At 63.4% G+C, this 12,972-nt stretch carries 12 protein-coding genes; 8 read left to right on the top strand and 4 right to left on the bottom strand.

Annotated features, from left to right (window positions below; genetic code table 11):
• Positions 1–24 precede the first annotated feature (24 nt).
• Positions 25–279 (bottom strand): cold shock domain-containing protein CspD, encoded by a 255-nt coding sequence (gene cspD, locus ACPRTJ_RS20330; protein WP_058541364.1) that lies wholly within the window; start codon positions 277–279, stop codon positions 25–27.
• Between the two features lie 228 nt (positions 280–507).
• Between cspD and clpS the strand changes: the two genes are divergently transcribed.
• Both clpS and clpA read left to right on the top strand, forming a co-directional pair.
• A complete protein-coding gene (gene clpS, locus ACPRTJ_RS20335; RefSeq protein ID WP_043860853.1) occupies positions 508–870 on the top strand; it encodes an ATP-dependent Clp protease adapter ClpS in 363 nt (120 codons plus the stop codon).
• Positions 871–900: 30 nt separating this feature from the next.
• Entirely contained in the window at positions 901–3,171 is a 2,271-nt protein-coding gene (gene clpA / locus ACPRTJ_RS20340; RefSeq protein ID WP_043860852.1) for an ATP-dependent Clp protease ATP-binding subunit ClpA, read from the top strand.
• Between the two features lie 130 nt (positions 3,172–3,301).
• On the opposite strand, the gene infA is transcribed toward clpA, so the two are convergent.
• From infA to aat, 3 genes are all read right to left on the bottom strand, one after another.
• Entirely contained in the window at positions 3,302–3,520 is a 219-nt protein-coding gene (gene infA, locus ACPRTJ_RS20345; RefSeq protein ID WP_002553999.1) for a translation initiation factor IF-1, read from the bottom strand.
• A gap of 101 nt (positions 3,521–3,621) precedes the next feature.
• Positions 3,622–4,329: an arginyltransferase gene (locus ACPRTJ_RS20350; RefSeq protein WP_043860851.1), complete on the bottom strand. Its 708-nt coding sequence runs from the start codon at positions 4,327–4,329 to the stop codon at positions 3,622–3,624.
• A gap of 75 nt (positions 4,330–4,404) precedes the next feature.
• On the bottom strand, positions 4,405–5,082 hold the full coding sequence (aat, locus tag ACPRTJ_RS20355) for a leucyl/phenylalanyl-tRNA--protein transferase (RefSeq protein WP_302100401.1): 678 nt from the start codon (positions 5,080–5,082) through the stop codon (positions 4,405–4,407).
• Between the two features lie 341 nt (positions 5,083–5,423).
• Here aat and ftsK point away from each other — a divergent pair, with 341 nt between their 5' ends.
• The 6 genes from ftsK to cysG all read left to right on the top strand — a co-directional run bounded on the left by ftsK (position 5,424) and on the right by cysG (position 12,918).
• The gene (ftsK, locus tag ACPRTJ_RS20360; RefSeq protein ID WP_043860849.1) at positions 5,424–7,829 is read left to right on the top strand and encodes a DNA translocase FtsK; all 2,406 of its coding nucleotides are present in this window, start codon (positions 5,424–5,426) and stop codon (positions 7,827–7,829) included.
• A 65-nt stretch (positions 7,830–7,894) separates the two neighbouring features.
• Complete coding sequence (gene lolA / locus ACPRTJ_RS20365; protein WP_043860848.1) at positions 7,895–8,518, top strand: outer membrane lipoprotein chaperone LolA; 624 nt, start codon at positions 7,895–7,897, stop codon at positions 8,516–8,518.
• Between the two features lie 19 nt (positions 8,519–8,537).
• Complete coding sequence (locus tag ACPRTJ_RS20370; RefSeq protein WP_043860847.1) at positions 8,538–9,863, top strand: replication-associated recombination protein A; 1,326 nt, start codon at positions 8,538–8,540, stop codon at positions 9,861–9,863.
• Complete coding sequence (gene crcB / locus ACPRTJ_RS20375) at positions 9,860–10,234, top strand: fluoride efflux transporter CrcB (protein WP_043860846.1); 375 nt, start codon at positions 9,860–9,862, stop codon at positions 10,232–10,234. The genes ACPRTJ_RS20370 and crcB overlap by 4 nt, the downstream gene beginning before the upstream one ends.
• A gap of 17 nt (positions 10,235–10,251) precedes the next feature.
• Positions 10,252–11,532: a serine--tRNA ligase gene (gene serS, locus ACPRTJ_RS20380; RefSeq protein WP_054915099.1), complete on the top strand. Its 1,281-nt coding sequence runs from the start codon at positions 10,252–10,254 to the stop codon at positions 11,530–11,532.
• Positions 11,533–12,918: a siroheme synthase CysG gene (gene cysG, locus ACPRTJ_RS20385; protein WP_043860844.1), complete on the top strand. Its 1,386-nt coding sequence runs from the start codon at positions 11,533–11,535 to the stop codon at positions 12,916–12,918.
• The last annotated feature ends 54 nt before the right edge of the window (positions 12,919–12,972 follow it).

Genomic DNA, 12,972 nt, shown 5'->3' on the forward strand with positions numbered 1-12,972 from the left:
CCGGCCCTGGTGTTCCTGGGGTGTTCAGGCGTCGATCGTGGTCGCGCTGCCGGCGGGCTCGCTCTGGGCGCTGGTGACGACGGGTCTTATGTTCTGCGCATGAAACCCCTTGGGTGCCTGAATGATATCGAATGTGACGACTTGTCCGGCCTTCAGGGTCTTGTAACCTTCCATGTTAATGGCAGAGAAGTGGGCAAACAGGTCCTCATCCTTGCCATCCTCGTTGATGAATCCGAATCCCTTGGCATTGTTGAACCACTTGACTTTGCCGGTTGCCATCCTCATATCCCTCTGCAAAGGACTCCATCACTGGAGTATCATCCACTCCATCCGCCTATGAACCTGCGAAAATTCTGGTTGACTGCGCGGATCTTTATCGACCACGGTGGGCTCTTATTGGTTGTAACACCGATTTGCCGATAGTCAAGGTCAGGCGACGGCCGTTCCGGCGTGTGGCCAGGCGGTCCACATTCAACCTTAACCTGTCGAAATGATGAATTTCTTTCCATGCATGCACATAGCCAGATTCGACTAACATTCAATCAGGATCGCCCGCAGCAGGATGAGGACGATGGCTCTGGTCTGGCGGTACAGGAAGCCAAGCCCGCGCTGCAGGCACCACCGATGTACAAGGTGGTTTTGTTCAACGATGACTACACACCGATGGATTTCGTCGTCGAAGTGCTCGAGGTGTTTTTTAACCTGAATCGCGAGCTGGCGACCAAGGTCATGCTGGCCGTCCATACAGAAGGGCGGGCAGTGTGCGGATTGTTTACCCGCGACATCGCCGAGACCAAGGCCATGCAGGTCAACCAATACGCCCGGGAAAGCCAGCATCCGCTACTCTGTGAAATCGAGAAGGACGGTTAATCGCCGACCACTTGGGTATGAGGTGAAGCTATGTTAAACCGCGAGCTCGAAGTCACCCTCAATCTGGCCTTCAAGGAGGCCCGTTCGAAGCGTCATGAGTTCATGACCGTCGAACACCTTCTGCTGGCGCTTTTGGATAATGAGGCCGCCGCAACCGTTTTGCGTGCCTGTGGAGCCAACCTCGACAAGCTCAAGCACGACCTGCAGGAGTTCATCGACTCCACCACGCCACTGATCCCCGTGCATGATGAAGACCGCGAGACCCAGCCAACCCTGGGCTTCCAGCGGGTGCTTCAGCGTGCCGTGTTCCATGTACAGAGCTCGGGTAAACGTGAAGTCACCGGCGCCAATGTGCTGGTGGCGATCTTCAGCGAGCAGGAAAGCCAGGCGGTGTTCCTGCTCAAACAGCAAAGTGTCGCGCGAATCGACGTGGTCAACTACATCGCCCACGGTATCTCCAAGGTGCCGGGCCATGGCGAACACCAGGACGGCGAGCAGGACATGCAGGACGAAGACGGCGGCGAAGCCTCGTCCTCGAGCAATCCGCTGGATGCCTATGCCAGCAACCTCAACGAACTGGCACGCCAGGGGCGTATCGACCCGCTGGTGGGGCGCGAGACCGAGGTCGAGCGCGTGGCGCAGATCCTTGCGCGTCGGCGCAAGAACAACCCGCTGCTGGTGGGCGAGGCCGGGGTGGGCAAGACCGCCATCGCCGAAGGCCTGGCCAAGCGTATCGTCGACGGTCAGGTGCCTGACCTGCTGGCCCAGAGCGTGGTCTATTCGCTGGACCTGGGCGCCTTGCTGGCCGGTACCAAGTACCGTGGCGACTTCGAGAAGCGCTTCAAGGCGCTGCTCGGCGAACTGCGCAAGCGTCCGCAGGCGATCCTGTTCATCGACGAAATCCACACCATCATCGGCGCCGGTGCGGCATCGGGCGGGGTGATGGATGCGTCCAACCTGCTCAAGCCGCTGCTGTCTTCGGGTGATATCCGTTGCATCGGCTCGACTACGTTCCAGGAGTTCCGCGGCATCTTCGAGAAGGACCGGGCCCTGGCGCGGCGCTTCCAGAAGGTGGATGTCAGCGAGCCGTCGGTGGAAGACACCATCGGCATCCTGCGCGGCCTCAAGGGGCGTTTCGAGTCCCATCACAGCATCGAGTACAGCGATGAGTCGCTGCGTGCCGCAGCGGAGCTTGCAGCGCGCTACATCAATGACCGGCATATGCCGGACAAGGCCATCGACGTGATCGACGAGGCGGGGGCGTACCAGCGCCTGCAGCCGGTCGAGAAGCGCGTCAAGCGCATCGATGTGCAGCAGGTGGAAGACATCGTCGCCAAGATTGCGCGCATTCCGCCAAAGCACGTCACCAGTTCCGACAAGGAGCTGCTGCGCAACCTGGAGCGCGACCTGAAGCTGACCGTGTTTGGCCAGGATGCCGCGATCGATTCGCTGGCCACCGCCATCAAGCTGTCGCGTGCCGGCCTGAAGGCGCCGGACAAGCCGGTGGGCTCGTTCCTGTTTGCAGGCCCTACCGGGGTGGGCAAGACTGAGGCGGCGCGTCAGCTGGCCAAGGCGCTGGGGGTCGAGCTGGTGCGTTTCGACATGTCCGAGTACATGGAGCGTCACACCGTGTCGCGCCTGATCGGTGCGCCTCCGGGCTATGTCGGTTTCGACCAGGGCGGCCTGTTGACCGAAGCCATCACCAAGCAGCCACATTGCGTGCTGCTGCTCGATGAAATCGAGAAGGCTCACCCGGAAGTCTTCAACCTGCTGCTGCAGGTGATGGACCACGGTACCCTGACCGACAACAACGGGCGCAAGGCGGACTTTCGCAACGTCATCGTGATCATGACCACCAACGCCGGCGCCGAGACTGCGGCACGGGCCTCGATCGGGTTTACCCATCAGGACCACTCGTCCGACGCGATGGAAGTGATCAAGAAGAGCTTCACGCCGGAGTTCCGCAACCGCCTGGACACCATCATCCAGTTTGGTCGCCTGAGCCACGAAGTGATCAAGAGCGTGGTCGACAAGTTCCTCACCGAACTGCAGGCCCAGCTGGAAGACAAGCGCGTACTGCTGGAGGTGTCGGATGCTGCTCGCAGCTACCTGGCAGCCGGTGGCTACGATGCGCAGATGGGTGCGCGGCCCATGGCGCGGCTTATCCAGGACAAGATCAAGCGGCCGCTGGCCGAAGAGATCCTGTTTGGCGAGCTGGCCGAGCATGGCGGCGTGGTGCACATCGACCTGCGCGATGGCGAGCTGGTGTTCGACTTCGAGACCACGGCCGAGATGGCCTGATCGCGTTCGCCGGCACGGCCGGCTCCTGCGGGGTGATGCAGCCCTGGTAGGGGTCGGCCTTGCCGGCGAGGCTTTTCAGGCAGGCACGCAAAAACGCCCGGCACTGGCCGGGCGTTCTTGTGTGTAGCGTTTAGCGGGCGCGGTAGGTGATGCGCCCTTTGCTCAGGTCATAAGGCGTCAGTTCGACGCGGACCTTGTCGCCGGTGAGAATACGGATGTAGTTCTTGCGCATCTTGCCGGAGATATGCGCGGTAACGACGTGCCCATTTTCCAACTCCACGCGGAACATGGTGTTGGGCAGGGTGTCGACGACAGTGCCTTCCATTTCGAAGCTGTCTTCTTTCGACATGCAGTAAAGCCCTCGGTGTCCAGTTGCCGGCCCGGTGCAACTGCGCCAGGCTAAAAAGTGGCGTGCATTGTGCCCGAAAAATGGGGTTCAAGCCAAGGGTTTCAGTTAAGCGTGACCCATCGTTGATTGATCAGCAGCTCGATGGGGCGGTACTGGGTCTTGTAATTCATCTTTTTGCAGTTCTTGATCCAGTACCCGAGATAGACCGCTTCAAGCCCCAGGCGCAGGGTTTCGCTGATCTGCCAGAGGATCGCGAAACGTCCCAGGCTGCGCCGTTCTTCCTGGGGTTCGTAGAAGGTGTACACCGCCGATACGCCGTTGGGCAGCAGGTCGGTGACCGCCACCGCCAGCAGCTTGCCGTCCAGGCGAAACTCGTAGAAGCGTGAAAACGGCAGGTCGCGGACCAGGAAGGTGGAGAACTGGTCGCGGCTGGGCGGGTACATGTCGCCGTCGGCATGGCGCTGCTCGATGTAGCGGCGGTACAGCTCGAAGTATTCTTCGTTGAACCGAGGGCGTGCGGGGGTCACCACCAGGTCGGCGTTGCGCTTGATGATGCGCTTCTGCTGGCGATTGGGCGTAAAGCGAGCCGCCGGAATGCGCGCAGGTACGCACGCGTTGCAGTTCTGGCAATGCGGGCGGTACAGGTGGTCGCCGCTGCGACGAAAGCCCATTTCCGACAGGTCTGCGTAGACGTTGGCGTCCATTGGCTGGCTCGGGTCGAGAAACAGCGTGGTGGCTTGCTCGTCTGGCAGGTAGCTGCAGGCATGGGGTTGAGTGGCATAAAACTTCAACCGCGCCAGCTCTGTCATGATCAACCCCTCGGGAGGTGCGTTTGGATTAAGTGTAAGCCAGCTGTGAAAACTCGCCTAGCAAACGCCAGGACGTCAGGCCCAGCTGACGTTGGCCGGCTGGTCGAGGTAGTTGCGCAGGTACTCGGCAAAGGCGCTGCGGGCGATGGCGCGGGCGCCGAGGCTGTGCAGGTGGTTGGTGGGCATCTGGCAGTCGATGAGCACGAAGCCGGCCGCCTTGAGGTGTTCGACCAGGTGCACGAAGCCCACCTTGGAGGCGTTGTCGGCGCGGCTGAACATCGATTCGCCAAAGAACAGGCGGCCCATGGCCAGGCCGTAGAGCCCGCCCACCAGCTCGCCGTTTTCGCGCACTTCCACCGAGTGGGCGAAGCCCTGCTGGTGCAGCGTGAGGTAGGCAGCCTGCATGGGGTCGGTGATCCAGGTGCCGTCGGCATAGTCGCGAGGCGCCGCACAGGCACTGATCACGCTGGCAAAGTCCTGGTCGAAGCTGACCTGATAGCGGCCCTGGCGAATGACCTTGCGCAGCGAGCGCGACACGTGCAGCTCGTCCGGGAACAATACGGTGCGCGGGTCGGGCGACCACCACAGGATCGGCTGGCCGTCCTGGTACCAGGGGAAGCAGCCATGGCGATAGGCCTGCACCAGGCGCTCGGCACTCAGGTCGCCGCCGGCGGCGAGCAGGCCGTTGGGTTCGTGCAGGGCCTTTTCCAGGGGCGGGAAGTCCAGGTTGTTGCGGCTCAGCCAGGTCAGCATGGAGGTGGGTCGCCGTGCGGTGGAGGAGGGGAGGGGAAGGATCGCCGCAAAAGGCTTCGTCGGCAAGGCCGGCGCCTGCCGTTGCGCCGCCGGCGTTGGCGGGCGGCGCAACTTAACCTGCACTATGCTGTCCCAACTACGCAAAAACCCCGCATAAGCCTTTGTCACAAAAGAGAATGCGTGCTCAAATTGCCGTATAGGAAATTGGCCCCCGTTTACGCCTCGTTCCGGCGTGCCGTCATGGCGGCAGGCGGGCAGTAATGTTAAAAGTAGTGGTTTGTTGACCCGGTCGCCCGGTCGACCCCTGTTGGACGCGCATTGAGCGCAGGAATAGACGCGTTTTGAAGAAATCCACCGCAACACCCAACCCCGAGCCGATCTGGCGCCAGCAGCTGCACTACCGGCTCAAGGAAGGTGCGCTGATCGCCATGGGCGCGCTGTGCCTGTACCTGTGGATGGCCCTGCTCACCTACGACCAGGCCGACCCGGGCTTCAGCCATACCAGCAATGTCGAGCAGGTGCAGAACGCCGCCGGTCGCGCCGGGGCGTTCTTTGCCGACGTGTTGTTCATGGTGCTGGGCTATTTCGCCTATATCTTCCCGTTGCTGCTGGCGATCAAGACCTGGCAGATCTTCCGCGAACGTCATCAGCCCTGGCAGTGGAGCGGCTGGCTGTTCTCCTGGCGTTTGATCGGCCTGGTGTTCCTGGTGCTGTCGGGCGCCGCGCTGGCGCATATCCATTTCCATTCGGCCCCGAGCCTGCCGGCCTCGGCGGGCGGCGCGCTGGGCGAAAGCCTGGGTGACCTGGCCAAGAATGCGCTGAACGTGCAGGGCAGCACCCTGATGTTCATCGCGCTGTTCCTGTTCGGCCTGACCGTGTTCACCGACCTGTCGTGGTTCAAGGTGATGGACATCACCGGCAAGATCACCCTCGACCTGTTCGAACTGTTCCAGGGTGCTGCCAACCGCTGGTGGGCCGGGCGCAACGAGCGCAAGCGCCTGGTTGCCCAACTGCGTGAAGTCGACGAGCAGGTGCACGACGTGGTGGCGCCTGTGGTGCCCGACCGCCGCGAGCAGCTCAAGGCCAAGGAACGCATCATCGAGCGCGATACCGCGCTGAGCAAGCATGTGGCCGAACGCGAGCAGCATGTGCCACCGGTGATCATGCCGGCGCCGGCCAAGGCGCCAGAGCCGAGCAAGCGCGTGCAGAAGGAAAAGCAGGCACCGTTGTTCGTGGACAGCGCCATCGAAGGCACGCTGCCGCCGATTTCGATTCTCGACCCGGCCGAGAAGAAGAAGGTCAACTATTCGCCAGAGTCCTTGGCGGGCGTGGGCCATCTGCTGGAAATCAAGCTCAAGGAGTTCGGGGTTGAAGTGTCGGTGGACTCGATCCACCCCGGCCCGGTGATCACCCGCTACGAAATCCAGCCGGCCGCCGGGGTCAAGGTCAGCCGCATCGCCAACCTGGCCAAGGACCTGGCGCGCTCGCTGGCGGTAACCAGCGTGCGCGTGGTCGAAGTGATCCCGGGCAAGACCACGGTGGGTATCGAGATCCCCAACGAAGACCGCCAGATCGTGCGCTTCTCCGAGGTGCTGTCGTCGCCGCAGTATGACGAGGCCAAGTCGCCTGTGACCATGGCCCTGGGGCACGATATCGGCGGCAAGCCGGTGATCACCGACCTGGCCAAGATGCCGCACCTGCTGGTGGCCGGTACCACAGGTTCCGGTAAATCGGTGGGCGTGAACGCGATGATCCTGTCGATCCTGTTCAAGTCCGGCCCCGAAGACGCCAAATTGATCATGATCGACCCGAAGATGCTCGAGCTGTCGATCTACGAAGGCATCCCGCACCTGCTGTGCCCGGTGGTCACCGACATGAAGGACGCCGCCAATGCCCTGCGCTGGAGCGTGGCCGAGATGGAGCGCCGCTACAAGCTGATGGCGGCCATGGGCGTGCGCAACCTGGCCGGCTTCAACCGCAAGATCAAGGACGCCGAAGAAGCGGGCGAGCCGATCTACGACCCGATGTTCAAGCGCGAAAGCATGGATGACGTGCCGCCGCTGCTCAAGACCCTGCCGACCATCGTGGTGGTGGTGGACGAATTCGCCGACATGATGATGATCGTCGGCAAGAAGGTCGAAGAACTGATCGCCCGTATCGCGCAGAAGGCGCGGGCTGCCGGTATCCACCTGATCCTGGCCACCCAGCGTCCGTCGGTGGACGTGATCACCGGCCTGATCAAGGCCAACATCCCGACCCGCATGGCGTTCCAGGTATCGAGCAAGATCGACTCGCGCACCATCATCGACCAGGGCGGCGCCGAACAACTGCTGGGCCATGGTGACATGCTGTACATGCCGCCGGGCACCAGCCTGCCGATTCGCGTGCACGGCGCCTTCGTGTCCGACGAAGAGGTTCACCGCGTGGTCGAGGCCTGGAAGCTGCGCGGCGCCCCGGACTACAACGACGACATCCTCAGCGGTGTCGAAGAGGCCGGCAGCGGCTTCGATGGGGGCGGTGGTGGTGGCGGTGACGATGACGCCGAAACCGACGCGCTGTACGACGAGGCCGTGCAGTTCGTGCTCGAAAGCCGTCGTGCCTCCATTTCCGCGGTACAGCGCAAGCTCAAGATTGGCTACAACCGCGCCGCCCGCATGATCGAGGCGATGGAAATGGCCGGTGTGGTCACTGCCATGAACACCAACGGTTCGCGTGAAGTGATTGCGCCCGGACCGATGCGCGACTGATGATTCCTTATCTGCCGGCGGCCATTGACGGCCGCCGGCCCACCCCTACTGCAACGAGGATTTCCATGCGCCTGATTCGCATGCTGTTGGTTTCCGCCATGGCCCTGTCCAGCGCTTCGGTTTTCGCCGCAGAGGCGGACGTCAAAAGCCTGACCCAATTGCTGGAGACGTCCAAGACCATTTCTGCCGGTTTCTCGCAACTGACCCTCGATGGCAGCGGCACCCAGTTGCAGGAAACCACCGGTCAGATGGCGGTACAGCGCCCTGGCCTGTTCTACTGGCACACCGATGCGCCTGCCGAGCAGGTGGTGGTGTCGGACGGCAAGAAGGTGACCCTGTGGGACCCGGACCTGGAGCAGGCGACCATCAAGAAGCTCGACGAGCGTCTGACCGAAACGCCGGCCTTGCTGTTGTCGGGTGATATCTCGAAAATCAGCCAGAGCTTCGATATCACCTCCAAGCAACAGGGTGACGTGATCGATTTCACGCTCAAGCCCAAAACCAAGGACACCCTGTTCGACTCGCTGCGCCTGTCGTTCCGCAAGGGGCTGGTGAACGATATGCAACTGATCGACAGCGTCGGCCAGCGCACCAATATCCTGTTCAGCGGGGTCAAGGCCAATGAGCCGATCCCGGCGAGCAAATTCAAGTTCGTCGTGCCTGAAGGCGCCGACGTGATTCAAGAGTAAAGAGGTCAAGCCCGCGTCCATGGACCTGTTTCGAAGTGACCCTGTTGCCCAGCCCTTGGCCGCGCGCCTGCGCCCGGCCAACCTGGACGAATACGTCGGCCAGCAGCACCTGCTGGCGCGCGGCAAGCCGCTGCGCGAGGCACTGGAGCAGGGCGCGCTGCACTCGATGATCTTCTGGGGCCCGCCCGGGGTGGGCAAGACCACCCTGGCGCGTTTGCTGGCACAGTTCTGCGAGGCGCACTTCGAGACTGTTTCAGCCGTACTGGCCGGGGTCAAGGAGATCCGCCAGGCGGTGGAGATCGCCAAGCAGCAGGCCGCCCAGTACGGGCGGCGCACCATCCTGTTCGTCGACGAAGTGCACCGCTTCAACAAGTCGCAGCAGGACGCCTTTCTGCCGTATGTGGAAGACGGCACGCTGATCTTCATCGGCGCCACCACCGAAAACCCCTCGTTCGAACTCAACAACGCCCTGCTGTCGCGGGCGCGTGTGTATGTGCTCAAGAGCCTGGACGAAGCCGCGTTGCACCGCCTGGTGGAGCGCGCACTGACCGAGGAGCGCGGCCTGGGCAAGCGCAACCTGAGCCTGGGCGACGAAGCCTTCAAGATGCTGCTGGCTGCCGCCGATGGCGATGGCCGGCGCCTGCTCAACCTGCTGGAGAATGCCTCGGACCTGGCCGAAGACGGCAGCGAGATCGGGGTGGAGCTGCTGCAAAGCCTGCTCGGTGATACCCGTCGACGTTTCGACAAGGGCGGCGAGGCCTTCTACGACCAGATTTCCGCATTGCACAAATCGGTGCGCGGCTCCAACCCCGATGGGGCGCTGTACTGGTTCGCACGCATGCTCGATGGCGGCTGCGACCCGTTGTACCTGGCGCGGCGCGTGGTGCGCATGGCCAGCGAAGACATCGGCAACGCCGACCCGCGTGCGCTGAGCCTGTGTCTGGCCGCGTGGGACGTGCAGGAGCGCCTGGGCAGCCCCGAGGGCGAGCTGGCCGTGGCCCAGGCCATTACGTACCTGGCCTGTGCGCCCAAGAGCAACGCGGTGTACATGGGCTTCAAGACCGCCCTGCGCGAAGCCGCCGAGCATGGTTCGCTGGAAGTGCCACTGCACCTGCGCAACGCACCCACCAAGCTGATGAAGCAGCTGGGCTACGGCGACGAGTACCGTTATGCCCACGACGAGCCCGATGCCTATGCGGCGGGCGAAGACTACTTTCCCGATGACCTCGCGCCGCGCCAGTACTACCAGCCGGTGCCTCGCGGCCTGGAACTGAAGATCGGCGAGAAGCTGCGCCACCTGGCCGAACTCGATCGCCTGAGCCCGCGCCAGCGGAGGAAGCCATGATTGCCCTGGTGGCCGCAGTCAGCGCCGGGGGCATTGCCGGCACGCTGCTGCGCTTTGCCGCGGGAAATTGGGTCAATGCCCACTGGCCACGCCACTTCTATCTCGGTACGCTGGCGGTCAACCTGATTGGCTGCCTGCTGATCGGCTTGCTCTACGGGCTGTTTCTGCATCGCCCGCTGGTGCCGGTCGAGCTGCGCGCAGGCCTGATCGTCGGCTTCCTTGGCGGCCTGACGACCTTTTCATCCTTTTCCATGGACACCGTACGCCTGCTCGAAAGCGGGCAAGCGCCCCTGGCGTTCGGCTATGCCAGCCTCAGTGTAGTGGGTGGCCTGCTCGCCACCTGGGCCGGTTTGTCCTTGACCAAATTCTGAACCAGCGAGAAAACGATATGCTCGATTCCCAACTGTTACGCGGCCAACTTCAGGAAGTGGCGGATCGCCTGGCTTCCCGTGGCTTCAGCCTGGATGTCGCGCGCATCGAAGCACTTGAAGAGCGCCGCAAGTCTGTGCAGACCCGCACCGAACAGCTGCAGGCCGAGCGTAACGCCCGTTCCAAATCCATCGGCCAGGCCAAGGCCAAGGGTGAGGACATTGCCCCGCTGATGGCCGACGTCGAGCGCATGGCCAACGAACTGGCTGCCGGCAAGGTGGAGCTGGAAGGTATCCGCGAAGAGCTGGACGCTATCCTGCTGACCATCCCCAACCTGCCGGACGCCAGCGTACCGGTGGGCGCCGATGAAGACGACAACGTCGAAGTGCGCCGCTGGGGCACCCCGCGCAGCTTCGATTTTGCGATCCAGGACCACGTCGCCCTGGGCGAGCGCAACGGCTACCTCGACTTCGAGACCGCAGCCAAGCTGTCGGGCGCGCGGTTTGCCCTGCTGCGCGGCCCGATCGCCCGTCTGCACCGTGCCCTGGCGCAGTTCATGATCAACCTGCACACCGCCGAGCATGGCTACGAGGAAGCCTACACCCCGTACCTGGTACAGGCCCCGGCGCTGCAAGGTACCGGCCAGCTGCCCAAGTTCGAGGAAGACCTGTTCAAGATCAGCCGCGAAGGCGAGGCTGACTTCTACCTGATCCCGACGGCCGAAGTGTCGCTGACCAACATCGTGGCCGGCGAAATCGTCGATGCCAAGCAACTGCCGATCAAGTTCGTCGCCCATACCCCGTGCTTTCGTAGCGAAGCCGGTGCGTCGGGTCGCGATACCCGCGGCATGATCCGCCAGCACCAGTTCGACAAGGTCGAGATGGTCCAGGTGGTCGAGCCGGGCAAGTCGATGGAAGCCCTCGAAGGCCTGACTGCCAACGCCGAGCGCGTGCTGCAACTGCTGGAGCTGCCTTACCGCGTACTGTCGCTGTGCACCGGCGACATGGGCTTCAGTGCCGTGAAGACCTACGACCTGGAAGTGTGGGTGCCGAGCCAGGACAAGTACCGCGAAATTTCCTCGTGCTCCAACTGCGGCGACTTCCAGGCGCGCCGCATGCAGGCCCGCTGGCGCAACCCGGAAACCGGCAAGCCGGAGCTGGTGCACACCCTCAACGGCTCGGGCCTGGCTGTAGGCCGTACCCTGGTGGCAGTGCTGGAGAACTACCAGCAGGCTGATGGCAGCATCCGTGTACCGGAAGTGCTCAAGCCTTACATGGGTGGCCTGGAGATCATCGGTTAAATGGAGTTCCTGCCGCTGTTCCACAACCTGCGGGGCAGCCAGGTGCTGGTCGTGGGTGGAGGCGAGATTGCCCTGCGCAAGTCTCGCCTGCTGGCCGATGCAGGTGCCGTGCTGCGGGTGGTTGCCCCTGAAATCGAGGGGCAACTGGCCGAACTGGCACGCTCCAGTGGCGGCCAGACCCTGGCCCGCGGCTATCACGAAAGCGACCTCGACGGTTGCCAGCTGATCATCGCCGCCACCGACGACCAGGCGCTCAACGCCCAGGTATCGGCCGATGCGCGCCAGCGCTGTGTGCCAGTCAACGTGGTGGATGCGCCAGCCTTGTGCACGGTGATCTTCCCGGCGATCGTCGACCGTTCGCCACTGGTGGTAGCGGTGTCCAGCGGCGGCGATGCGCCGGTGCTGGCACGCCTGATCCGCGCCAAGCTGGAAACCTGGATTCCTGCCGCCTATGGCGAACTGGCCGGCCTGGCCGCGCGCTTTCGCCATCGGGTCAAGGAGCTGTACCCCGACGTGAACCAGCGTCGTGGGTTCTGGGAAGACGTGTTCCAGGGCCCGATTGCCGAGCGCCAGCTGGCCGGGCAGGGCGCCGAAGCCGAACGCCTGCTGCAGGCCAAGGTGGACGGCGCGCTGCCGCAGACCTCGGGCGAGGTGTACCTGGTGGGGGCGGGGCCGGGTGATCCGGACTTGCTGACCTTCCGTGCGCTGCGCCTGATGCAGCAGGCCGATGTGGTGCTGTACGACCGCCTGGTGGCGCCCGCCATCATCGAGTTGTGCCGGCGCGACGCCGAGCGCATCTACGTGGGCAAGCGCCGTGCCGATCACAGTGTGCCGCAGGACCAGATCAACCAGCTGCTGGTGACCCTGGCCAAGCAAGGCAAGCGCGTGCTGCGCCTCAAGGGCGGCGATCCGTTCATCTTCGGCCGGGGTGGCGAGGAGATCGAAGAGCTGGCCGAGCATGGCATACCCTTCCAGGTGGTGCCGGGCATCACTGCGGCCAGCGGCTGCTCGGCGTATGCCGGCATCCCGCTGACCCATCGCGATTATGCCCAGTCGGTGCGCTTCGTGACCGGCCACCTCAAGGACGGTACCAGCAACCTGCCGTGGAATGACCTGGTGGCGCCTGCGCAGACCCTGGTGTTCTACATGGGGCTGGTGGGCTTGCCGACCATCTGTGCCGAGCTGATTCGTCACGGTCGTGCGGCTAGTACGCCGGCGGCGCTGGTGCAGCAGGGCACTACCACCAACCAGCGGGTGTTTACCGGCACCCTGGCCGACCTGCCGCAACTGGTGGCGGAGCATGAAGTGCATGCGCCGACGCTGGTGATCGTGGGCGAGGTGGTGCAGCTTCGCGAGAAGCTGGCGTGGTTCGAAGGGGCTCAGTAACAACAGCTTCGCCAGCAAGGCTGGCTCCTGCAGGTACACGCGACCCACTGCAGG

The organism is Pseudomonas palmensis, assembly GCF_049942755.1.
Taxonomy (GTDB): Bacteria; Pseudomonadota; Gammaproteobacteria; order Pseudomonadales; family Pseudomonadaceae; genus Aquipseudomonas; species Aquipseudomonas palmensis.